The sequence below is a fragment of the Pseudomonas sp. B21-051 genome (assembly GCF_024748795.1).
GTDB lineage: Bacteria > Pseudomonadota > Gammaproteobacteria > Pseudomonadales > Pseudomonadaceae > Aquipseudomonas > Aquipseudomonas putida_A.
In genome coordinates this window covers 1,091,414-1,114,520 of sequence record NZ_CP087166.1, presented here as the reverse complement: position 1 = coordinate 1,114,520, position 23,107 = coordinate 1,091,414, and the positions used below count along the sequence as shown (strand labels likewise).

Sequence of the window (23,107 nt, the reverse complement as noted above, 5' to 3'; positions counted from 1 at the left end):
ATGTTGGACTTATATGTACATTCCGTCAATTGGGCAAAGAAAGAGGATTTTGGTGATGCAGGTGACACCTTCGCGAGCAGGCTCGCTCCCACAGGGGATCTGTAGCGAACACAATATCTGCGTTCATGAAGATCCAATGTGGGAGCGAGCCTGCTCGCGAAGACGGACTTGAAGGCGCTATAAAAACTATTTTTTCCAGCGATCCGCAGCGGCATGATCACTGTCACGCCCCTCGACCCAGCGCGGGCCGTCGCTGGTGTTCTCTTTCTTCCAGAACGGCGCGCGGGTTTTCAGGTAATCCATGACGAAGGCGCAGGCGTCGAACGCCGCCTGGCGATGGGCGCTGGCCGCGCCGACAAACACGATCGGCTCGCCCGGCTCCAGCGCGCCGATGCGGTGCAGCACTTCGAGCTTCAACAGCGGCCAGCGCTGCTCGGCCTCGACGGCGATCTTGCCGAGGGCTTTTTCGGTCATGCCCGGATAATGTTCGAGGAACATCCCGGCCACATCCAGCCCGTCATTGAAGTCGCGCACGTAGCCGACAAAGCTCACCACCGCGCCGACACCGACATTCGCCGCGTGCATCGCGTTGACTTCAGCGCCGGGATCGAACGCCGTGGACTGCACCCGAATTGCCATGCTTCAGCCTCCGGTCACGGTGGGGAAAAACGCCACTTCGTCGCCATCGCTCACTGGCTCGTCGAGCTGGCACAGGTCTTCGTTGCGCGCACACATCAGGTTCTGTTCGCTCAGCACTTCGGCGCCATCACGTTGCGCGAGCAGCGCACGCACAGCGTCGACCGTGGCGAAATCACCTTCGATCTCGACCGCGTCCACGCCCAGCGCTTCACGATAACGGGCAAAGAATTTAACCGTCAGCTTCATGGCTGCTCCGCCTGAAAATGCCCGCTTTTGCCGCCGACCTTCTCCAGCAGACGCACGCTTTCGATGACCATGCCGCGATCCACGGCTTTGCACATGTCATAGATGGTCAGTGCGGCGACGCTGGCAGCGGTCAGTGCTTCCATCTCCACGCCGGTCTGCCCCGACAGCTTGCAGCGCGCGACGATGCGCACGCTGTCGGCGCCCTCAGCGCTGAGTTCGACCTTGACCCCGGTGAGCATCAGCGGATGGCACAGCGGGATCAGATCACTGGTTTTCTTCGCCGCCTGTATGCCGGCAATGCGCGCCACGGCAAACACGTCGCCCTTGGGATGGCCGCCGCTGACGATCATCTGCAGGGTTTCGGGGAGCATGCGCACCAGCGCTTGGGCCGTCGCCTCACGGAACGTCACGGCTTTTTCGGTGACGTCGACCATGTTGGCGCGACCTTGTGAATCGAGATGAGTCAGCACGGGATTACTCCTGATCAGGAGCGTGGATTGTAAACCTGTGGGTCAAATTTCCGCACGTACGAATTCTTCGTGTAGGAGCTGCCGCAGGCTGCGATCTTTTGATCTTGTTTTTAACAATCAAAGTCAAAAGATCGCAGCCTTCGGCAGCTCCTACAGTGGATCGGTGGTGTTCATCAGGCTGGCATCAAACAAGGGATTTGTGGTTCAGGCATAAAAAACCGGGCGGCTTTTGGCCGCCCGGTTTTGTTGGAAGGATTACAGATGCGATTCGGCGTATTCGGCCAGAATCGAGCGTGGCACCCCTTGCAGGGTGATGTGCACACCGTTGGGGAAATCCTTGAAGCGTTCGGTCAGGTAGGTCAGCCCGGAGCTGGTCGCGGACAGGTAAGGGGTATCGATTTGCGCCAGGTTGCCCAGGCACACCACTTTGGAACCGGCGCCGGCCCGGGTGATGATGGTTTTCATCTGGTGCGGCGTGAGGTTCTGGCATTCGTCGATCAGGATCAGGCTCTGCTGGAAGCTGCGACCGCGAATGTAGTTGAGCGATTTGAACTGCAACGGCACTTTGCTGAGGATGTAATCGACGCTGCCATGGGTGTTTTCGTCATCCATGTGCAAGGCTTCGAGGTTGTCGGTGATGGCGCCCAGCCAAGGCTCCATTTTTTCCGCTTCAGTACCCGGCAGGAAGCCGATTTCCTGATCCAGACCCTGCACGCTACGAGTTGCGATGATCCGGCGATAGCGTTTGCTGACCATGGTCTGCTCGATCGCCGCAGCCAGCGCCAGAATGGTTTTACCGGAACCCGCTGCACCCGACAGGTTGACCAGGTGAATGTCCGGATCCAGCAAGGCATACAGCGCCAGGCTCTGGTAGATGTCACGCGGTTTGAGGCCCCAGGCTTCCTGATGCAGCAGCGGTTCCTGATGCAGGTCGAGGATCAGCAGCTTGTCTTCCTGGATTTCCTTGATCCAGCCGACAAAACCTTGCTCGTCAATGATGAACTCGTTGATGTGCACCGCCGGCAGGTTGTCGATCAACTGCACCTGATGCCAGGTGCGGCCGTGATCCTGACGGGTTTCGACTTTGCTGACGCGGTCCCAGAAGGAGCCGGTCATGTTGTGATAACCGTTGGGCAGCAGGGACACGTCATCGACCAACTGGTCGGTGCTGTAATCCTCGGCCGCGATCCCGCAGGCGCGCGCCTTGAGGCGCATGTTGATGTCTTTGGTGACCAGCACCACGGCCTTCTTCGGATCACGGGTGTGCAGGTCGATCAGTTGGTTGATGATTTTGTTGTCGTTCAGATGCTCGGGCAGAATCAGGTTCGACTCGGCCTGTTTGCTCATCAGAATTGACAGCAAGCCCTTCGGTCCGCCCTTGCCGCGCTGAATCGGCACCCCCAGCTCGACGTCCTCGGGGGAGGCATCGCCCAGGGTCTTGTCGATCAGCCGGATCGCCTGGCGGCATTCGGCAGCAACGCTGTGATGTCCGCTCTTGAGCTTGTCCAGCTCCTCGAGCACGGTCATCGGGATCGCGACGTGGTGTTCTTCGAAATTCAGCAGGGCATTTGGATCGTGAATCAATACGTTGGTATCGAGTACATAAAGGATTGGCTGGTTGGAAGAAGGGCTACGTCCGTGATCATCCATACTCGGTCACCTTTGTGGGAGCCATTCGACGCAATACCTGGGCGGTGCTGCGCCTCGAAGTGACTGCCGAATTCATCCACGAGGGCCTGGATGAACTGCACACAAAAGGAGTCTTGGAAGACGCCACCTGTGTTGCAGGTTTCGGCGGTCTGTCTTCGTAATACTCCAAAACCCATGACATAAAAAAGCACTTTGACGGTTTTTTTAAGTTTATTTTGCAGAGTGACGAAAAGCCCTTGGCGGACCGTCCAGACCCCGCTAAAGTCGGAAGTCCGCCTGCATCGAATTCTCTGGAAAAATCGCCCCAAGCCCAATGTTTCCGGGCTTTTTCCGTTTGTCAGCGAAACCCGTCCTGACAATCCTCAAAGCCGATGCCGCTTTGCGCAGTTTGCGTGATCAGCCACGGCAACGCGGTCTTCACCGTATCCTGTTTCATGTTGAAATTGATCACCCCGTGACGCCACAACAGCATCAGGGTCAGCACCCGCTGCGCACTCTGTGCGCCCTTGAGCTTGCCGGCGCCGTCCTGGGCATCGATGTCCCACAGCGCCACTTGCAGGCCCTGACTGCGGAAGAAGCTGCCGGCATCACTGCGGCGCTGCCCCTCCGGCGGACGAAACAGCGGCACATAGTTCTCCGGCAACTTGTTCTTCACCAGATCGCTGCTGCGGCGCACCGAGTCCTGCCAGTCCTGCCAATAGCTGTGGGAACGGAACTCCCAACCCTGCACGCCCACACACTGTTTCGAGAACTCCGATTGCAGATTGCTCACCGAGCGATCCGCCAGTCGCGTCTGCACGTCCTTGCCCAACAGAAAGAACGTGCCGCTGAGGTTGGATTTGCGCAGGTAATCGGCAATCCAGTCGGTGTTGTCCGGTTGCAGATTGGCGGCGCTGTCGAAGCTCAGCAGAAACAGCCGGTCGTGCATCTCGTCGCCATTGCGCTCGTAGTCGCCGAATTGATCGACTTCGCTGCTGGTCTGCGGTGACAGCGCAGCCTTGCGCATCAGCTCGTCCAGGTACTGTAGATGAAACAGCCGGCTCGGCTCGGCCCACCTGGTGTAATAGCTGTCGTCGCTGACCACGAACTTGGCGGCCTGCTCGCGCAGGGTCGGCAGGTCTTCGACGAGGAAGCAGAACGAGGCATCCTGATCGCAGCTCTGCTGGGCGAAGTTGTAGTTGGCCAACAGACGTTCCCAGAGTCGCTGACGCAGGCTGCTGATCGCGTCGACGTTGATCGTGCGCAGCCCCAGACGCTGGGCCAGCGCAGCCTCGTCCAGCGCCTCGGTGCCGAGCAGGCCCCGAGCGAACATGAGGATTTCCGCGCGCGAGGCAACGTCGAACAGCGTCGGGCTGCTCAGTTGCTCCGGCCAGGTGCTGCGATCCAGCGTCGCCACATCGCCCGGCGCCGCCATGGCCCCGAAGCTCAACAGCCACGCGGTGAATAAAAGAACAATGCGCAAAGGGGTGTCTCCATTACCAAACCCGCGCGGCACTATATCGCGGGTGATCGCAGGACAATCAAAAGAAAGATCAAAAGATCGCAGCCTTCGGCAGCTCCTACAAAGGCAGTCATCAGTCGACCGCAACCTGTAGGAGCTGCCGAAGGCTGCGATCCTGTTCCATGACACCATCGATCACCTATCACGCTCATAGCTGGAGTCAACAGGGACAACCCCCTAGAATCGCCCCACGATTAAAGGAGACGACTTCATGCTGATGGTGATTTCCCCCGCCAAGACCCTCGATTACGAAACACCGCCGGCGACCCAGCGCTTTACCCAGCCGCAATACCTCGATCATTCTCAGGAGCTGATCCAGCAACTGCGCGAACTGAGCCCGGCACAGATCAGCGAACTGATGCACGTGTCCGACAAGATCGGCGGCCTGAATGCCGCGCGTTTCGGCAGTTGGACGCCCGCCTTCACCCCGGAAAACGCCAAGCAGGCGCTGCTCGCGTTCAAGGGGGACGTGTACACCGGCCTCGACGCGCAATCGTTCAGTGAAGCTCAGTTCGACTACGCGCAAAAGCACCTGCGCATGCTCTCCGGCCTTTATGGCCTGCTGCGTCCACTCGACTTGATGCAGCCGTATCGTCTGGAAATGGGCACCAAACTGGCCAACGCCCGTGGCAAGGATCTGTACGCGTTCTGGGGCACGCGCATCAGCGAATGGCTCAACGAAGCGCTCGCCGAACAAGGCGACGACGTGCTGCTGAATCTGGCGTCCAACGAGTACTTCTCGGCGGTCAAACGCAGCGCGCTGAACGCGCGGATCATCAACGCCGATTTCAAGGACCTGAAGAACGGTCAGTACAAGATCATCAGTTTCTATGCGAAGAAGGCCCGTGGCCTGATGAGCCGTTTCGTGATTCAGGAAAAAATCAACGATCCTGCCCTGCTCAAGCAGTTCGATGTGCAGGGTTATCGCTACAGCGCCGAGCAATCGAAACCGGACAATCTGGTGTTTCTGCGCGACCATGCCCCGGAATAAAGCATGCCCATTGCACGACTCTGTCTATAAAGAGTCGTGCAGCTCGCACGACGTCAAAAATCCCTCGCTACATTTCGCCGTTTTATTGGCGCCATAAAATCGTCCTACCCAATTCTAATTTTAGTTTCACTCGACAGCCGCACTTTTTTTCAGTAGTGGCACGTAAATTTTTTTACGGTAGTGGCACAAAACTATCTAGCCCGATTACGCGCCGATTAATAAAGGCCCAAATCGAAAGTGCTATCAAATTGAGACCAGTGCCATCTTTGGCAATATTTCAAAAAATTTCAGCTTTCGCGATGAGCGGGTAGGAACTATGTCCAAATGCATAGCTCATACCACCGGTAACGATTCTCGCCGAGTTTGTACGAGATAACTTACGCAGAGCGGAGAACCATGTAACCAAGTTGTCACAGCAACTTGCCTAGATGGTTCACTCATCTGATCAACTAACGATGGATAGGTGATACGCACCATAAACATCCTCTACAAGGCCAAGGCTGCGCCCCTGTAATTGTGCTCGCCTGAGCACCCAACCGCTTGATCTACGGGCTTCTCGCCCGACATCAGGTGGACTGAACACATGCACAAGCGTCTTCCAGCAAGAAGATCCGCTGCATAACAGGGCAAGTCATAACAACTAAGGCCTAGTTGCGCACATCTTGAGTGCACTTATTTAGACACTCGGAACTTAGTATGCCTGCACACGGCATTGTGGCGCCTGTATGCCGCACTTTCGAGTGCACTATGACCGCTGAACACCATTAACTCCGGCCATCTAATGGCTTGATAAAACACAGAGGTAATTGCGATGCGCATCAGCATATTTGGTTTGGGTTACGTTGGCGCAGTGTGTGCCGGTTGCCTGTCTGCACGGGGCCATGACGTGGTTGGCGTCGATGTTGCCAAAGACAAGATCGACATGATCAACGCCGGCAAGTCGCCGATTGTTGAACCGGGTCTGGGCGAACTTCTGGCTCAGGGTATCGAGACCGGTCGTCTGCGCGGTACGACCAACTTCGCCGAGGCGATTCGTGACACCGACCTGTCGATGATCTGCGTCGGTACGCCGAGCAAGAAAAACGGCGACCTGGAACTGAACTACATCGAGGCGGTGTGCCGCGAGATCGGTTTCGTGCTGCGTGAAAAAACCACCCGCCACACCATCGTGGTGCGCAGCACCGTGCTGCCGGGCACCGTCGCCAACGTGGTGATCCCGATCCTCGAAGACTGCTCGGGCAAGAAGGCCGGTGTCGATTTCGGCGTTGCGGTCAACCCGGAATTCCTGCGTGAATCCACCGCGATCAAGGACTACGACCTGCCACCGATGACCGTCATCGGCGAGTTCGACAAGGCCTCGGGTGACGTTCTGCAATCGCTGTACGAAGAACTCGACGCGCCGATCATCCGCAAGGACATCGCGGTCGCCGAGATGATCAAGTACACCTGCAACGTCTGGCACGCGACCAAAGTGACCTTCGCCAACGAGATCGGCAACATCGCCAAAGCGGTCGGCGTCGATGGTCGTGAAGTGATGGACGTGGTCTGCCAGGACAAGACCCTCAACCTGTCCCAGTACTACATGCGCCCAGGCTTCGCCTTCGGCGGTTCGTGCCTGCCGAAAGACGTGCGCGCCCTGACCTACCGCGCCGGTTCGCTGGACGTCGAAGCGCCGCTGCTCAACTCGCTGATGCGCAGCAACGAATCGCAAGTGCAGAACGCCTTCGACATCGTTGAAAGCCACGACAAACGTAAAGTCGCCCTGCTCGGTCTGAGCTTCAAGGCCGGTACCGACGACCTGCGCGAAAGTCCGCTGGTGGAACTGGCCGAAATGCTGATCGGCAAGGGTTACGACCTGAGCATCTACGACAGCAACGTCGAGTACGCCCGTGTTCACGGCGCGAACAAGGACTACATCGAGTCGAAGATCCCGCACGTGTCGTCCCTGCTCAATTCGGACTTCGATTCGGTGATCGACAACTCCGACGTGATCATCCTCGGCAACCGCGACGAGAAGTTCCGCGCGCTGGCCCAGGAAGCGCCGCAAGGCAAACAGGTCATCGACCTGGTCGGCTTCATGGCCAAAGCCACCAACCCGGGTACTCGCACTGAAGGTATCTGCTGGTAACACAGATGTTGCGCGCCGCCGCGTAACTCATAGGCGGCGCGCAACCAATGTGTGAACCCGAAATGTAGGAGCTGCCGAAGGCTGCGATCTTTACCCGGCTCACTTGAGTTCTGAGTGACCCCGTAAAGATCAACAGATCGCAGCCTTCGGCAGCTCCTACACAGGGTTCGCCCGAATTGCGCGTGACATTGCAGTTCTTTGTAAGCCTGCCTTAACCCCATCGGGCTCGCCCGAGATAGAGACGGATGCAGATTATGCACAGGCTAAAGCACGGCCTACTTCAGGCCGCCGGTTGGCTGTTTTACCTCAGTTTGTTGTTGGGCCTGGCCTTGATGCTGCCCACGTCCACGTTCGACTCCGAGTCGAAGGACTTTATTTTCCTGATTGGCGCCGTGGGTATCTGGCGCTACTCGATGGGTGCAACGCACTTTGTGCGCGGCATGATTTTTCTCTACATCGTTTACCCGCACCTGCGCCGCAAAGTGCGCAAACTGGGTAAGGCGGCGGATCCGTCGCATGTGTTTCTGATGGTCACCAGTTTCCGTATCGACGCGCTGACCACCGCGCAGGTCTACAGCTCGGTGATCCGCGAAGCCATCGACTGCGAACTGCCGACCACCGTGGTCTGCTCGATCGTCGAAATGTCCGATGAGCTGCTGGTGAAAGCGCTGTGGGCGCGGATGAATCCGCCAGACCGCGTGAAGCTCGACTTCGTGCGCATTCCCGGCACCGGCAAGCGCGATGGCCTGGCCTACGGTTTCCGCGCGATCTCCCGTCACCTGCCGGACGACCGCGCCGTAGTGGCCGTGATCGACGGCGACACCGTGCTCGGCGAAGGCACCGTGCGCAAGACCGTGCCGTGGTTCCAGCTGTTCGGCAATGTCGGCGGCCTGACCACCAACGAGTTCTGCGAAGTGCGCGGCGGCTACATCATGAGCGAATGGCACAAGCTGCGTTTCGCCCAGCGTCACATCAACATGTGCTCGATGGCCCTGTCCAAGCGCGTGCTGACCATGACCGGGCGCATGTCGGTGTTCCGCGCCACCGTGGTGACCGATCCGGAATTCATCGCCGACGTCGAAAGCGACTCGCTGCAACACTGGCGCCTGGGCCGTTTCAAGTTCCTCACCGGCGACGACAAGTCGAGCTGGTTCAGCCTGATGCGCCTGGGTTACGACACCTTTTACGTGCCGGACGCCGCGATCAACACCGTTGAGCATCCGCCGGAAAAGAGCTTCATCAAGGCCAGCCGCAAACTGATGTTCCGCTGGTACGGCAACAACCTGCGCCAGAACTCGCGAGCGCTGGGCCTGGGTGTGAAACGCCTCGGCGCCTTCACCTCGGTGGTGCTGTTCGATCAGCGCGTGTCGATGTGGACGTCGTTGCTGGGCCTGACCGTGGCGATCATCGCCAGCTTCAAGTACGGCGGCGCGTTCATCCTCGCCTACCTGCTGTGGATCGGCATCACGCGCCTGATTCTGACCCTGCTGCTGTCGTGCTCCGGTCACCGGATCGGCCCGGCCTATCCCGTGATTCTGTATTACAACCAGATCGTCGGTGCGCTGGTGAAGATCTACGTGTTCTTCCGCCTCGACCAGCAATCCTGGACGCGCCAACCCACTTCCCTGACCCGTGATCTCGCCAGCTTTCAACGTTGGTTCAACACCTGGTCGTCTCGGACCATGACCTTCTCCGCCGGCAGCATTTTCGTCGCCGTGCTGCTGATGATGGTCTGACCTGCCCCTATTGAATTAACAAGGAAATCGCCCCCATGAATACCGCCGTCAACGCCAACGTAGTGCATGAATCCGAAGCCCAGCGTCAGCACGCCCGAGTGAAAATCCCGGCCAAACTGCGCTTCTTCGGCCCGGACCGGACGCCGGTCGAAGCGCGGGTCCTCGACCTGTCCGCCGGTGGTCTGGCGTTCAACGCCGGGCAACTGCCGCTGACCATCGGCGAGGTGTACAAGGCACGCCTGCAATTCGTCATCGACAACCTCGGCCTGGCCATGGACGTCGAACTGCAAGTGCGCTCCTACGACCGCCAGAGCGGCCGCGCCGGTTGCCAGTTCCAGAACCTGGAACCGCAGGACATCTCGACCCTGCGTCACCTGATCACTTCGCACCTGGCCGGCGACATCGTCAGCATGGGTGAAGTGCTGGCGACCCTGCAGCGCGACAACTTCACCAAGGCGCGCAAGGTCAAGGACGGCGGCAGCGGCATGACCCCGTTCGGGCGTCTGAAAGCCGTGACCTTCAGCGCCGGCATTTTCGCCATCGGTCTGGTCGCGTTCGGTTTCGTCTTCAAGTCGGTGTACGGCATGTACTTCGTCAGCCATGCGCAAGCAGGTCTGGTCAGCGTGCCGGGAATGAACATCACCATGCCGCGTGACGGCACCGTGCAGAGCCTGGTCAAGTCCGACGGCGTAGCAGCCAAAGGCGCGCCGCTGGCGACCTTCAGCACCAGCATGCTCGACGTGCTCAAGGGCCATCTGGACGAAGACCAGTTGCAACCGGCCAAGGTGGAAGAACTGTTCGGCAAGCAGATGACCGGCACCCTGACCTCGCCGTGCGATTGCACCGTGGCCCAGCAACTGGTGGCTGACGGTCAGTACGCGAGCAAGGGCGACGTGATCTTCACCCTCGTACCGCGCAACACCCAGGCCACCGTCGATGCGCGCTTCTCCTATCGCCAGTTCGGCGACGTGCGTCCGGGGACGCCAGTGAGCTTCCAGATCGCCGGCGAAGACCAGACCCGCACCGGCAAGATCGTCAGCAGCACCAGCCTGAAAAGTGCCGACCTGTCTTCCGACATCCGCGTGCAGATCCAGCCGGACGAACCACTGGACAGCAGCTTCGCCGGGCGCCCGGTGGAAGTGAACAGCGATCGTGGTCCGAACCTGAACTGGCTGATCGACAAAGCCATGGCTGCCGGTCTTTAAGTCGAGGACATGCCTGTGACTACTCCTATCTTGAACACACCGCCGAACCTGTGGGAGCGAGCCTGCTCGCGAAAGGATCAGCGCGGTTTGTCTGATGTACCGAGTCGACTGCTTCGCGAGCAGGCTCGCTCCCACATGGCACTGATGGTGTGCTCGCTGGCATTGGCGGTGAGTCTGGCCGGTTGCGCCGGCCTGCCCGACCAGCGTCTGGCCAACGAAGCACTCAAGCGTGGCGACACCGCCACCGCCGCGCAGAACTACCGCGCACTGGCGGATCTGGGTTACAGCGAGGCGCAAGTCGGCCTCGCCGATATCCAGGTCGACAGCCGCGACCCCGAGCAGATCAAACAGGCCGAGGCGACTTACCGTGCCGCCGCCGACGTGTCGCCACGGGCTCAGGCCCGTCTCGGTCGCCTGCTGGTGGCCAAACCGGGCTCCACCGAGGCCGAGCACCACGAAGCCGAAAGCCTGCTGAAAAAAGCCGCCGCCAATGGCGAAGGCAACACGTTGATCCCGCTGGCGATGCTGTACCTGCAATTCCCGCACAGCTTCCCGAACATCAACGCGCAGCAGCAGATCGATCAGTGGCGCAAATCCGGCTACCCGGAAGCCGGTCTGGCGCAGGTGCTGCTGTATCGCACCCAGGGCACTTACGACCAGCATCTGGATGACGTGGAAAAAATCTGCAAGGCCGCGCTCAACACCACCGACATCTGCTACGTCGAACTGGCCACGGTCTATCAGAAACGGGCCCAGCCGGAGCAACAGGCCGAGCTGATCAAGCAGATGCAGGCCGGTTACAGCCGTGGCACGGTCAGCGCGCAGCGCGTCGATTCGGTGGCCCGCGTGCTGGCCGATTCGACCCTCGGCAAGACTGACGAGAAGACTGCGCAGTCGCTGCTCGAACCGATCGCACCGGGCTACCCGGCATCGTGGGTGACCCTCGCGCAGCTGCTCTACGACTTCCCGGAACTGGGCGACGTCGATCAGATGATGAAATACCTCGACAACGGCCGCGCCGCCGATCAACCGCGCGCCGAGCTGTTGCTGGGCAAGCTCTACTACGAAGGCAAACTGGTGCCGGCCGACGCAAAAGTCGCCGAAGAACACTTCCAGAAAGCCGTCGGCCGCGAAGTCGCCGCCGACTACTACCTCGGCCAGATTTATCGCCGTGGTTACCTGGGCAAGGTCTATCCGCAGAAGGCTCTCGACCACCTGCTGACCGCCGCGCGCAACGGCCAGAACAGCGCCGATTTCGCCATCGCCCAACTGTTTTCCCAAGGTAAGGGCACCAAGCCCGACCCTCTCAACGCCTACGTATTCAGCCAATTGGCCAAGGCGCAGAACACCCCGCAAGCCGATGAACTGGCGACCACCCTGGCCGCGCAATTGCCGCCCGAGCGTCTGGCCGAAGCCCAGCGCCTGCTGCAACAGGAACAGGCCAGCCGTGGCGCCCTGAACCAGAACACGCTGCAACTGCACGCCCTGCAAGAAGAAGACGGCGAGGAATCCCTATGAAGTTGAATCCCTTTGTGAAGGCCGGCATTGGCCTCACGTTCGCGCTGATCTGGTCTTGCCCGACACTGGCCGCGATCACTGAAACCAAGAACTTCGGCCTGGAAGTGAAAATCACCGGCCAGTCCGAAGACGACCGCGACCTCGGCACCGCCAGCGGTGGCGACGTCAACGGTGTGGGCCTGGACCTGCGTCCTTGGATCTACGGCGAAAGCGGCGCGTGGAGTGCCTACGCCATGGGTCAGGCCGTGACTTCGACCGACATCATCGAGACCGACACCCTGCAGCAGTCCGACGGTGAGCAAACCACCGACAACAGCGACCGCAAAACCAAGAAAAACTATCTGGCGATGCGCGAATTCTGGGTCGGCTACAGCGGCCTGACGCCGTACCCCGGCGAGATGCTCAAGCTCGGTCGCCAGCGTCTGCGCAATGACGACGGGCAATGGCGCGACACCAACATCGAAGCGCTGAACTGGACCTTCGACACCACCCTGTTGCGCGCCAACGTCGGTGTTGCCGAACGCTTCAGCGAATACCGCACTGACCTCAAAGAGCTGGCGCCGAAAGACAAGGATCGCCTGCACGCCTACGCCGATGCCGCCTACCAGTGGACACCGGGTAACTGGGTCGGCATTCGCGGTCATCACACCCACGACAACGGCAAGCTCGATTACGCCGAACCGGGCGTGCCCCGCGACACCCTCGACAAAACCCAGAACGGCGACATCAGTTGGCTCGGCCTGACGGCCGACAGCGATGCCTACAACTGGCGCAACACCAACACCGTCAACTACTGGGGCAGCATCACCGGCATGAGCGGCGACCTCGATTCGGTCAACCCGCTGAACGCCGATGGCAGCCGTCCGGCACAAGCCAAGCGCAGTGATGACATCAACGGCTGGGCCACCGACCTTGGCGTGCGTCTGCGCCTCGATCCGCAGTGGCAGGTCGGTGCGGCCTACGCCCGCGCCAGCGCCGATTACCAGCAGAACGGTCTGGAGAGCAACCGCTCCAACTACACCGGTACCCGCTCGCGCGTGCACCGTTTCGGCGAAGCGTTCCGTGGCGAAATGAACAACATGCAGACCGCCACCCTGTTCGGTTCGTGGATGCTCAACGACCAGTACGACGCCAGCCTGATCTACCACAAGTTCTGGCGCGTGGACGGCAACAAACCGGTAGGCAGCAACGGCATCAATGCCGTGGAAAACAACACCGACGACGTCACCGGCGCAATCCTCTCCAGCACCTCGCTGCCACTGCAGGATGGCAACAAGGACCTGGGTCAGGAAATGGACCTGGTGGTGACCAAGTACTTCAAGCAAGGCTTGCTGCCGGCAGCCCTGAGCCAGTCGATCGACGAACCGTCGGCGCTGGTGCGCTTCCGTGGCGGTGTGTTCAAGCCCGGTGATGCCTATGGCAGCCAGGTTGATTCGTACATGCACCGCGCGTTCATCGACGTGATCTGGCGCTTCTGATGCAAACCGCCAAGGGAGTGCCCGACATGCACCATGCAAGGAAAGGCTCGCTCAGCCTGTTGGCCGGCGCCATGCTGCTGGCCTCCGCTGGCGCGTTCGCCACGGTGGAACCGGCCAAGCCGGTGACCACCGCCAAAGAGCTGCAACAAGCCAAGACCTACACCGTCAGCAGCGCGCCGACCGAGGCGCTGGAACTGGCCAAGCCGAAACTGCCCGACCTGTCCGGCTTCACCGCCGAAGCCGCTGCCGCGAAGATCAATCGCAGTAAACCGGGCAAGATCAGCGTGCGCCGGATGATGCAGGAAGACGCCCTGAAGGACTTCATCGGCGGTGACAACAAGATGGCCGAATGGGTGGTGCGTCAGCACGGCATCCCGCAGGCGATCTTTGTCGACGACGGTTACCTGAACCTCAAGGATCTGGCGCAGAAGCTGCCCAAGCAGTACTTCAGCGAGACCGCGTCGGGCGTGTACCTGGCGAAGCTGCCGATCGTGGTCGGCCGTAAAGGCATCCTCGAAATCGACGGCCAGACCCAGGAGTTGCGTCTGTCGCAAGAGGCCGGTTCGTTCCTGGTCAACGACGGTCAGCTGTTCGTGCGTGACACCAAAGTCACTGGCTGGCGCGAGAAGGACAACGGCCCGGCCACCTTCCGTTCGCCGAAGGAATTCCGTCCGTTCCTGCTGGCCTGGGGCGGCACCGAGACCTACATCGTCAACAGCAAGATGGCCAGCTTCGGCTACGCCAACAGCAAGTCGTACGGGGTGAGTATTTCCCAGTACACGCCGAACATGGCCAAGGTGCTCAAGCGTCCCGAGCCGACCGGCTGGATCGTCGGCTCTGAGTTCTCGGACATGTGGTACGGCTTCTACTGCTACGAGACCCGCGACTTCGTGGTCAAGGGCAACACCTACAAGGACAACATCGTCTACGGCATCGACCCGCACGACCGTTCCCACGGTCTGATCATTGCCGAGAACACCGTCCACGGTACGAAGAAGAAGCACGGCATCATCATTTCCCGAGAAGTGAACGACAGCTTCATCTTCAACAACAAGAGCTACGACAACCACCTCTCGGGCCTGGTGATCGACCGTAACAGCGTCAACAACATCATTGCCTACAACGAGATCTACAAGAACCACACGGACGGCATCACGCTCTACGAGTCCGCCGACAACCTGCTGTGGGGCAACAAGGTCATCAGCAACAAGCGTCACGGCATCCGCATTCGTAACAGCGTGAACATCCGCCTCTACGAAAACGTCGCCATGGCCAACGGGCTGACCGGCGTCTACGGCCACATCAAGGACCTGACCGACACCGACCGAGACATCAAGCTCGACCCGTTCGACGCGCAAGTCTCGCTGATCGTGGTTGGCGGTGAACTGGCAGCCAACGGCAGTGGCCCGATGGCCATCGACTCGCCATTGAGCGTAGAGCTGTATCGCGTGTCGATGCTGGCGCCGACCAAATCCAGCGGCATCAGCTTCAACGGCATCCTCGGCGAGCGCCAGGATGAAATTCTCGACCTGCTGGTGCGCCAGCAGAAAGCCGTGCTGATCGACCCTGTCGAACGCCAGACCGAACTGCGGGACTGAGGATAATTTTATGCACCCACACTTGATCAAATTACTCAGCCTGTCGGCCCTGACCGTGGGCATTCTGGCGGCCAGCCAAGGCGCTCGCGCCGATGCAGCGGCGGGCGCCACCCCGCCAAAGTTCAGCGCCGAACCGTGCTGCAACCTGTGCCCGGCCGCGCACGATGCAAAGAACTACACCACGCGTTATCAGCAGAACTTCACCACCCTGGTGCAGGCGCAGGGCGACTGGTTGTTCCGTACCCAGGAAGATTTGCGCACCGAGTTCAACACCACCCCGGCCGGCTACAAACGCCTGCAACAGCTGCACGATGCGTTCAAGGCCAAAGGCGTCGAACTGGTGATCGTCTATCAGCCGACCCGTGGCCTGGTGAACCGCAACAAGCTCAACCCGCAGGAAAAAGCCGCGTTCGATTACGACAAAGCGCTGGGCAACTACAAGACCATGCTCGGCCGCTTCGCGCAGATGGGTTACGTGGTGCCAGACCTGTCGCCGCTGACCAACGAATCGCTGCCGGACACCCTGCCCGCGCACGATTTCTACTTCCGCGGCGACCAGCACTGGACCCCGTACGGCGCGCAGCGCACGGCGAAAATCGTTGCCGAGAAGGTCAAGCAGATCCCGGCCTTCGCCGACATTCCCAAGCGTGAATTCGAAACCAAACGCACCGGACGCATGGGCAAGACTGGCACCCTGCACAACATGGCCGGGCAACTGTGCGGCACCAGTTACGCGATCCAGTACATGGACCAGTTCACCACCGAGCCGAAAGGCGAAGCCGGTGACGGCGACCTGTTCGGTGATTCCGGCAACCCGCAAATCACCCTCGTCGGTACCTCGCACAGCGGCAAGAACTACAACTTCGCCGGCTTCCTCGAAGAGGCCATTGGCGCTGACATTCTCAACGTCGCGTTCCCCGGCGGCGGTCTGGAAGGTTCGATGCTGCAGTACCTCGGTAGCGACGAATTCCAGAAAACTCCGCCGAAGATTCTGATCTGGGAATTCTCGCCGCTGTACCGCCTCGACCAGGAAACCATCTATCGCCAGATGATGTCTCTTCTCGACAACGGCTGCGAAGGCAAAGACGCGCAAATGTCCGCCAGCACCACGCTCAAGCCTGGCGGCAAACAGGAACTGCTGGTCAACAGCAAAAACCTGAACCTGCAGAACAGCAGCCATCAGGTCGACATCCGCTTCGCCGACCCCTCGGTGAAAACCCTGCAAGCCACCCTCTGGTACATGAACGGTCGCCACGAGGACATCAAGATCGAGAAACCGGAAACCTCCGACACCGACGGTCGTTTCGCCTTTGAGCTGCGCACGGACGAAGACTGGGCCTCGCAAAATCTGCTGGCAGTCGAAGTCCAGGGCCCGGAAGCGGGTACCGCGCCACAAAAAGTCGAAGCGAAAATCTGCAAACGCAACGTATTCCCGGGCGCTGGGCCACAAACCGCTCAGGTCGGGCAATGAGGTCTGCTATGCGAAATCGAACGATCAAACACTTGCTTGCGCCATCCCTGCTGACCCTGGCGATGTTCGCCGGGACCACTCAGGCCGCCGCGCCATTGCGCCCGCCGCAGGGCTACTTCGCCCCGGTGGATAAATTCAAGAGCGGCGACAAGAGCGAAGGCTGCGACGCGATGCCGGCGCCGTACACCGGGCCGCTGCAATTTCGCAGCAAGTACGAAGGCTCGGACAAGGCCCGCGCGACCCTGAACGTGCAGTCGGAAAAAGCCTTCCGCGACACCACCAAGGACATCACCACGCTGGAGCGCGGCACCGCCAAACGCGTCATGCAGTTCATGCGCGACGGTCGCCCGGAGCAGCTCGACTGCACGCTGAACTGGCTGACCGCGTGGGCCAAGGCCGATGCGTTGATGTCGAAAGACTTCAACCACACCGGCAAATCGATGCGCAAATGGGCGCTGGGCAGCATGGCCTCTTCGTACATTCGCCTGAAGTTCTCCGACTCGCATCCGCTGGCCACGCATCAGCAAGAAGCGCAGCAGATCGAGGCGTGGTTCAGCAAGATGGCCGATCAGGTGGTCAGCGACTGGGACAACCTGCCGCTGGAAAAAACCAACAATCACTCGTACTGGGCCGCGTGGTCGGTGATGGCGACCTCGATCGCCACCAACCGTCGCGACCTGTTTGATTGGGCAGTGAAGGAATACAAGGTCGGGGTCAATCAAATCGATGCCGACGGCTTCCTGCCCAACGAACTCAAGCGCCAGCAACGCGCCCTCGCCTATCACAACTACGCCCTGCCGCCGCTGGCGATGATCGCCAGTTTCGCCCAGGTCAACGGCGTCGATCTGCGTCAGGAAAACAACAGCGCGCTCAAGCGTCTGGGTGACCGGGTGCTGGCCGGGGTGAAAGACCCGGATCAGTTCGAGAAGAAGAACGGCAAAGAGCAGGACATGACCGACCTGAAAGAGGACATGAAATTCGCCTGGCTCGAACCGTTCTGCACCCTCTACACCTGCCCGGCGGATGTGATCGAGAAGAAGCACGGCATGCAGCCGTTCAAGACCTTCCGCCTGGGTGGCGACCTGACCAAGGTCTACGACCCGTCGCATGAGAAGGGCAACAAAGGTTCATAAGGCCAAAACCCTGTAGGAGCTGCGGCACGCTGCGATCTTTTGACTTTGATTTTCAAAAGACCAGATCAAAAGATCGCAGCCTTCGGCAGCTCCTACAGGGGGCAGCGAGATTTGAGTTAACCCTCCGGTTTTACGTGGGGGGTTTGGGGGGGCTTTGGCCCTTGACTGTTGGTTCAAACATGGAGAGATCGGGATGGTATTTTCATCCAACGTGTTCCTGTTTCTGTTCTTGCCGATCTTTCTCGGCTTGTACTACCTGAGCGGGCAACGCTATCGCAACCTGTTGCTGCTGATCGCCAGCTACGTGTTCTACGCGTGGTGGCGGGTGGACTTCCTGGCGCTGTTCGCCGGCGTCACCCTGTGGAACTACTGGATCGGCCTGAAAGTCGGTGCCGCCGGTGTGCGTACCAAACCGGCGCAGCGCTGGCTGCTGCTCGGCATCGCGGTCGACCTGTGCATCCTCGGCTACTTCAAATACGCCAACTTCGGCGTGGACAGCATCAACGCGATCATGACCTCGTTCGGTCTGGAACCGTTCATCCTGACCCACGTGCTGCTGCCGATCGGTATCTCGTTCTACATCTTCGAGTCGATCAGCTACATCATCGATGTGTATCGCGGCGACACCCCGGCCACCCGCAACCTGATCGACTTCGCGGCGTTCGTGGCGATCTTCCCGCACCTGATTGCCGGCCCGGTCCTGCGTTTTCGCGACCTCGCCGACCAGTTCAATAACCGCACCCACACCCTCGACAAGTTCTCCGAGGGCTGCACGCGGTTCATGCAAGGTTTCATCAAGAAGGTGTTCATCGCCGACACCCTCGCGGTAGTGGCCGACCACTGCTTCGCCCTGCAAAACCCGACCACCGGGGATGCCTGGCTTGGCGCGCTGGCGTACACCGCGCAGCTGTATTTCGACTTCTCCGGTTACAGCGACATGGCCATTGGTCTGGGCCTGATGATGGGTTTCCGCTTCATGGAAAACTTCAAGCAGCCGTACATCAGCCAGTCGATCACCGAGTTCTGGCGTCGCTGGCACATCAGCCTGTCGACCTGGCTGCGTGACTACCTGTACATCACCCTCGGCGGTAACCGCAAAGGCACGCTGATGACCTATCGCAACCTGTTCCTGACCATGCTGCTGGGTGGTCTGTGGCACGGCGCGAACATCACTTACATCGTCTGGGGCGCCTGGCACGGCATGTGGCTGGCGATCGAAAAAATGCTCGGCATCAACACCTCGCCGCGCAGCCTCAACCCGATCCGCTGGGCGCTGACCTTCCTGCTGGTGGTGATGGGCTGGGTGATTTTCCGTGCCGAAAACCTGCACGTCGCCGGGCGCATGTACGGCGCGATGTTCAGCTTCAGCGACTGGTCGCTGTCGGAACTCAACCGCGCCAGCCTCACCGGTCTGCAAGTGGCAACCCTGGTGGTGGCGTACGCAACCCTGGCGTTCTTCGGCCTGCGTGATCTGTACACCAACCAGCCTCCGGTGAAGAGCAAACCTGAAGTCAACGTCGAGGCCAACGGCCCTGCCACCGCGACCCCGGGCATGATCAAGGCAGCCCCCGGCGAAAACCCCGCGAGCATCCATGAGCCTGGCTACACCGTCGGCGTCGAAGCCCAGGTGCAACCGGCTTACTGGACGGCGGACTGGTCACGCTACGTGATGCGCGGGCTGATCCTGCTGCTGTTCATCGCCTCGATTCTCAAACTCTCGGCGCAAAGCTTCTCGCCGTTCCTTTACTTCCAGTTCTGAGGGATCTGACATGACCCGCTCATTACGCATCTTCTACATCGCACTGTTTCTGGTGACCCTGCTGGTGCTCGGTCTGTGGTCGGTGCGCAGCTTCTTCGGCTTCAGCACCAACGCCGATGCGACCGTGCTTAACGGTCGCTGGACCAAAGCCGTGGAAACCCACTACGACGATCAGTTTCCGATCAAGCGTCTGGGCACCAACCTCTGGGCGGCGCTGGATTTCAAACTGTTCAACGAAGGTCGTCCAGGCGTAGTGCTCGGTCGCGATCAGTGGCTGTACAGCGACGAGGAATTCAACCCGATCGTCAACGAAGAGCTGAACCTGCAAGGCAACTACGCGCTGGTCGAAGGCGTGCGCCAGACCCTGAAAGAGAAAGGCGTGAAACTGGTGATGGCCATCGTGCCGGCCAAGGTGCGTCTGTACCCGGAACACCTGGGTGAAGTGAAACCGGCGAGCATCCACGCCAACCTCTACCAGGACTTCCACGCCCGTGTCGCCGCAGACAAGATCCTCGCCCCGGACCTGCTCGGCCCGCTGCAACAGGCCAAGCAGAACGGTCAGCAAGTGTTCCTGCGCACCGACACCCACTGGACCCCGGAAGGCGCTGAAATCGCCGCCAACACCCTGGCGAAAACCATCGCCGACAAGTTCCCGCTCAGCGGCGAGCCGCAACGCTTCGTCACCACGCCAGCGGAGAAGGTCACGCACAAAGGCGACCTGCGTCTGTTCCTGCCGCTGGATCCGCTGTTCGAAAACCTGATGCCGGCGCAAGAACCGCTGCAAAAGCGCAACACCGTGGCCGCCGAGCAGCCTGCCGGTGACGACGCGCTGTTCGCCAGCAGCGAAGTACCGGTCGCGCTGATCGGCACCAGCTACAGCGCCAACCCTAACTGGAACTTCGTCGGTGCGCTGAAACAAGCGCTGCACAGCGACGTCGTGAACTACGCCGAAGACGGCCACGGCCCGATCCTGCCGATGCTCAGCTACCTGAAAAGCGATGACTTCAAGAACAGCCCGCCACAGGTGCTGATCTGGGAGTTTCCTGAACGATATCTGCCTGTGAACAACGAAATCGGCGACGCCGACCCGCAGTGGGTCGCAGAGCTCAAACAAGCCGGTGCTCGCCAACAAAACGTAGCCATCAACTCCAAATCCGAGACGCCCGACCGGGCGCAAAACTGAAAGAGAGGTAACACCATGACTTTCACGACTACTCCTCGTCGTCTCGCTAAAAGCTTCGCCCTGGTTGCAGGCCTCAGCGTGCTGTCCGTCCAGGCCTTCGCCGGTGGCGACGCCGCGCTGTACGGCCCGACCGCACCGAAAGGCTCGACCTTCGTGCGGGTCTACAACGCCAGCAACGCTGAAGTCAGCGCCACCGTCGGCAGCACCAACCTGAGCGACGTTGCGCCACTGGCCAGCAGCGACTTCAGCTTCATGCCGGGCGGTGACTACAGCGCCAAGGTCGGCAGCCAGACCCTGCCGGTCAAACTCGCCGGCGACCACTACTACACCCTGGTCAACAACGCTTCCGGCGCGCCACAACTGATCGAAGAACCACCGTTCAAGAACAAGCAGAAATCCCTGGTGCGCGTGCAGAACCTCAGCGACAAGCCGCTGACTCTGAAAACCGCCGACGGCAAGACCGACGTGGTGCCGAACGTGGCCGCCAAGGGCCGTGGCGAACGTGAAATCAACCCGGTGAAAGTCAGCCTGGCGCTGTACGAAGGTGACAAGAAAGTCGGCGACGTGAAACCGGTCGCCCTTGAGCGCGGTGAGGCAGCGGTGCTGTACGTCACCGGTTCCGGCAGCAGCCTGTCGCCAGTCTGGGTGAAACGCCCGGTGTCGACTCGCTAACACATTTCCCGCAGAGACGCTGATCCCTGTAGGAGCTGTCGAGTGAAACGAGGCTGCGATCTTTTGATCTTCGGCGTCATTAAAGACGCCAAAAGATCGCAGCCTTCGGCAGCTCCTACAGGAAATCGCGGCGGCCTCTCGGTACGAGACAAAAACAAGAGTGAAACGACACAACGTTCGTGCCTCTAACCAATCGATTTTTATGGAGTAAACAACATGATTCCGGTGATCTTGTCAGGTGGTAGCGGTTCACGTCTTTGGCCGCTTTCGCGCAAGCAATTCCCTAAACAATTCCTGGCCCTGACCGGTGAACACACGCTGTTCCAGCAAACTCTGGAGCGCCTGGTGTTCGAAGGCATGGACACGCCGATCGTGGTCTGCAACAAGGATCACCGCTTCATCGTCAACGAACAGTTGGCCACCCGTAACCTTGAATGCCAGCGCATCCTCATGGAGCCGTTCGGCCGCAACACCGCGCCAGCGGTAGCGCTGACCGCGATGATGCTGGTCAATGAAGGTCGCGACGAACTGATGCTGGTGCTGCCGGCCGACCACGTGCTGGAAGACCAGAAAGCCCTGCAACGCGCCCTGGCCCTGGCCACCGTTGCTGCCGAAAACGGCGAGATGGTGTTGTTCGGCGTGCCGGCGACCAAACCGGAAACCGGCTACGGCTACATCAAATCCACCGGCGATTCGCTGCTGCCCGAAGGCGTCAGCCGCGTCTCGCACTTTGTCGAGAAACCTGACGTCAAACGCGCCACCGAATACGTTGAATCCGGCGGCTACTACTGGAACAGCGGCATGTTCCTGTTCCGCGCCAGCCGCTTCCTCGAAGAGCTGAAAAAGCACGATCCGGACATCTACGACACCTGCCTGCTGACCCTCGAGCGCAGCCAGCAGGACGCCGACACCGTTACCCTGGACGAAGCCACTTTCGCCTGCTGCCCGGACAATTCCATCGACTACTCCGTCATGGAAAAAACCCAGCGCGCCTGCGTGGTGCCGCTGAGCGCCGGCTGGAGCGATGTCGGTTGCTGGTCGTCGCTGTGGGAAGTCAACGAGAAAGACGCCAACGGCAACGTCAGCAAGGGCGACGTGGTCATCCAGGACAGCAAGAACTGCATGATCCACGGCAACGGCAAACTGGTGTCGGTGATCGGTCTGGAAAACATCGTCGTGGTCGAAACCAAGGACGCGATGATGATCGCGCACAAGGACAAGGTTCAGGGCGTCAAGCAGATGGTCAACACGCTCAACGAGCAGGGTCGCAGCGAAACCCAGAACCACTGCGAGGTTTACCGTCCGTGGGGCTCGTATGACTCGGTGGACATGGGTGGCCGCTTCCAGGTCAAGCACATCTCGGTGAAGCCGGGCGCGTGCCTGTCGCTGCAGATGCACCACCACCGCGCCGAGCACTGGATCGTGGTCAGCGGCACCGCCGAAGTGACCTGCGATGACAACGTGTTCCTGCTCTGCGAGAACCAGTCGACCTACATCCCGATCGCCTCGGTGCACCGCCTGCGCAACCCGGGCAAGATCCCGCTGGAAATCATCGAAGTGCAATCGGGTTCGTACCTGGGTGAAGACGATATCGAACGCTTCGAAGATATCTACGGTCGCTCCACCCCGGTCGAACGCGGCGTGTCGGTGAAGACCATCGCGCAATAACGTTCAGCAAGACAAGAAGCCCCCGTCCAGCCCGCTGTGCTCCCTATCCGCAGTGGGTTGG

Annotated in this window: 18 protein-coding genes; 13 read left to right on the top strand and 5 right to left on the bottom strand. The window is 60.1% G+C overall.

All coding sequences use genetic code 11. The features are described from left to right. Positions 1-186: 186 nt before the first annotated feature. The 5 genes from moaE to LOY52_RS04820 form a co-directional block, all read right to left on the bottom strand. On the bottom strand, positions 187-639 hold the full coding sequence (gene moaE, locus LOY52_RS04840) for a molybdopterin synthase catalytic subunit MoaE (protein ID WP_007965204.1): 453 nt from the start codon (positions 637-639) through the stop codon (positions 187-189). 3 nt (positions 640-642) lie between these two features. Next, on the bottom strand, positions 643-885 hold the full coding sequence (moaD, locus tag LOY52_RS04835; RefSeq protein WP_258678546.1) for a molybdopterin converting factor subunit 1: 243 nt from the start codon (positions 883-885) through the stop codon (positions 643-645). After that, positions 882-1,355 (bottom strand): cyclic pyranopterin monophosphate synthase MoaC, encoded by a 474-nt coding sequence (moaC, locus tag LOY52_RS04830; protein ID WP_258678545.1) that lies wholly within the window; start codon positions 1,353-1,355, stop codon positions 882-884. The genes moaD and moaC overlap by 4 nt, the downstream gene beginning before the upstream one ends. Before the next feature lie 255 nt (positions 1,356-1,610). After that, entirely contained in the window at positions 1,611-3,005 is a 1,395-nt protein-coding gene (locus LOY52_RS04825) for a PhoH family protein (RefSeq protein WP_095139594.1), read from the bottom strand. A gap of 337 nt (positions 3,006-3,342) precedes the next feature. Further along, positions 3,343-4,419: a polysaccharide deacetylase family protein gene (locus tag LOY52_RS04820; RefSeq protein ID WP_408980433.1), complete on the bottom strand. Its 1,077-nt coding sequence runs from the start codon at positions 4,417-4,419 to the stop codon at positions 3,343-3,345. Positions 4,420-4,717: 298 nt separating this feature from the next. Between LOY52_RS04820 and yaaA the strand changes: the two genes are divergently transcribed. The 13 genes from yaaA (at position 4,718) to LOY52_RS04755 (ending at position 23,046) form a co-directional block, all read left to right on the top strand. Next, a complete protein-coding gene (gene yaaA / locus LOY52_RS04815; protein ID WP_258678543.1) occupies positions 4,718-5,497 on the top strand; it encodes a peroxide stress protein YaaA in 780 nt (259 codons plus the stop codon). An 811-nt stretch (positions 5,498-6,308) separates the two neighbouring features. Next, complete coding sequence (locus LOY52_RS04810) at positions 6,309-7,625, top strand: nucleotide sugar dehydrogenase (RefSeq protein ID WP_047601441.1); 1,317 nt, start codon at positions 6,309-6,311, stop codon at positions 7,623-7,625. A 254-nt stretch (positions 7,626-7,879) separates the two neighbouring features. Beyond that, complete coding sequence (gene alg8, locus LOY52_RS04805; RefSeq protein ID WP_219738132.1) at positions 7,880-9,361, top strand: glycosyltransferase family 2 protein; 1,482 nt, start codon at positions 7,880-7,882, stop codon at positions 9,359-9,361. Positions 9,362-9,396: 35 nt separating this feature from the next. Next, positions 9,397-10,566 (top strand): alginate biosynthesis protein Alg44, encoded by a 1,170-nt coding sequence (locus LOY52_RS04800; protein WP_027610927.1) that lies wholly within the window; start codon positions 9,397-9,399, stop codon positions 10,564-10,566. A 15-nt stretch (positions 10,567-10,581) separates the two neighbouring features. After that, on the top strand, positions 10,582-12,084 hold the full coding sequence (algK, locus tag LOY52_RS04795) for an alginate biosynthesis TPR repeat lipoprotein AlgK (RefSeq protein ID WP_408980419.1): 1,503 nt from the start codon (positions 10,582-10,584) through the stop codon (positions 12,082-12,084). Then, complete coding sequence (locus LOY52_RS04790; protein WP_027610925.1) at positions 12,081-13,562, top strand: alginate export family protein; 1,482 nt, start codon at positions 12,081-12,083, stop codon at positions 13,560-13,562. Before algK ends, LOY52_RS04790 begins: the two co-directional genes overlap by 4 nt. 26 nt (positions 13,563-13,588) lie before the next feature. After that, positions 13,589-15,160 carry a mannuronan 5-epimerase AlgG gene (algG, locus tag LOY52_RS04785; RefSeq protein WP_258678541.1) on the top strand — a complete coding sequence of 524 codons (1,572 nt, stop codon included), beginning with the start codon at positions 13,589-13,591 and terminating at the stop codon, positions 15,158-15,160. Between the two features lie 10 nt (positions 15,161-15,170). Continuing rightward, positions 15,171-16,631, top strand: coding sequence for an alginate O-acetyltransferase (locus LOY52_RS04780; protein ID WP_258678540.1), 1,461 nt, complete (start codon positions 15,171-15,173; stop codon positions 16,629-16,631). An 8-nt stretch (positions 16,632-16,639) separates the two neighbouring features. Then, positions 16,640-17,764 carry a mannuronate-specific alginate lyase gene (locus tag LOY52_RS04775; RefSeq protein WP_258678539.1) on the top strand — a complete coding sequence of 375 codons (1,125 nt, stop codon included), beginning with the start codon at positions 16,640-16,642 and terminating at the stop codon, positions 17,762-17,764. 193 nt (positions 17,765-17,957) lie between these two features. Then, the gene (locus LOY52_RS04770; protein ID WP_258678538.1) at positions 17,958-19,523 is read left to right on the top strand and encodes an MBOAT family protein; all 1,566 of its coding nucleotides are present in this window, start codon (positions 17,958-17,960) and stop codon (positions 19,521-19,523) included. A gap of 10 nt (positions 19,524-19,533) precedes the next feature. Further along, positions 19,534-20,706, top strand: coding sequence for an alginate O-acetyltransferase (locus tag LOY52_RS04765; RefSeq protein WP_258678537.1), 1,173 nt, complete (start codon positions 19,534-19,536; stop codon positions 20,704-20,706). Positions 20,707-20,721: 15 nt separating this feature from the next. Then, complete coding sequence (locus LOY52_RS04760) at positions 20,722-21,378, top strand: alginate O-acetyltransferase AlgF (protein WP_258678536.1); 657 nt, start codon at positions 20,722-20,724, stop codon at positions 21,376-21,378. A gap of 216 nt (positions 21,379-21,594) precedes the next feature. Then, a complete protein-coding gene (locus tag LOY52_RS04755; protein ID WP_202370117.1) occupies positions 21,595-23,046 on the top strand; it encodes a mannose-1-phosphate guanylyltransferase/mannose-6-phosphate isomerase in 1,452 nt (483 codons plus the stop codon). Positions 23,047-23,107: the final 61 nt, after the last annotated feature.

Coding starts and splice junctions, on each gene's coding strand:
- moaE (WP_007965204.1), bottom strand. CDS start 639: ATGGCAATTCGGGTGCAGTCCACGGCGTTCGATCCCGGCGCTGAAGTC.
- moaD (WP_258678546.1), bottom strand. CDS start 885: ATGAAGCTGACGGTTAAATTCTTTGCCCGTTATCGTGAAGCGCTGGGC.
- LOY52_RS04825 (WP_095139594.1), bottom strand. CDS start 3,005: ATGGATGATCACGGACGTAGCCCTTCTTCCAACCAGCCAATCCTTTAT.
- LOY52_RS04820 (WP_408980433.1), bottom strand. CDS start 4,419: ATGGCGGCGCCGGGCGATGTGGCGACGCTGGATCGCAGCACCTGGCCG.
- yaaA (WP_258678543.1), top strand. CDS start 4,718: ATGCTGATGGTGATTTCCCCCGCCAAGACCCTCGATTACGAAACACCG.
- LOY52_RS04810 (WP_047601441.1), top strand. CDS start 6,309: ATGCGCATCAGCATATTTGGTTTGGGTTACGTTGGCGCAGTGTGTGCC.
- alg8 (WP_219738132.1), top strand. CDS start 7,880: ATGCACAGGCTAAAGCACGGCCTACTTCAGGCCGCCGGTTGGCTGTTT.
- LOY52_RS04800 (WP_027610927.1), top strand. CDS start 9,397: ATGAATACCGCCGTCAACGCCAACGTAGTGCATGAATCCGAAGCCCAG.
- LOY52_RS04790 (WP_027610925.1), top strand. CDS start 12,081: ATGAAGTTGAATCCCTTTGTGAAGGCCGGCATTGGCCTCACGTTCGCG.
- algG (WP_258678541.1), top strand. CDS start 13,589: ATGCACCATGCAAGGAAAGGCTCGCTCAGCCTGTTGGCCGGCGCCATG.
- LOY52_RS04780 (WP_258678540.1), top strand. CDS start 15,171: ATGCACCCACACTTGATCAAATTACTCAGCCTGTCGGCCCTGACCGTG.
- LOY52_RS04775 (WP_258678539.1), top strand. CDS start 16,640: ATGCGAAATCGAACGATCAAACACTTGCTTGCGCCATCCCTGCTGACC.
- LOY52_RS04770 (WP_258678538.1), top strand. CDS start 17,958: ATGGTATTTTCATCCAACGTGTTCCTGTTTCTGTTCTTGCCGATCTTT.
- LOY52_RS04765 (WP_258678537.1), top strand. CDS start 19,534: ATGACCCGCTCATTACGCATCTTCTACATCGCACTGTTTCTGGTGACC.
- LOY52_RS04760 (WP_258678536.1), top strand. CDS start 20,722: ATGACTTTCACGACTACTCCTCGTCGTCTCGCTAAAAGCTTCGCCCTG.
- LOY52_RS04755 (WP_202370117.1), top strand. CDS start 21,595: ATGATTCCGGTGATCTTGTCAGGTGGTAGCGGTTCACGTCTTTGGCCG.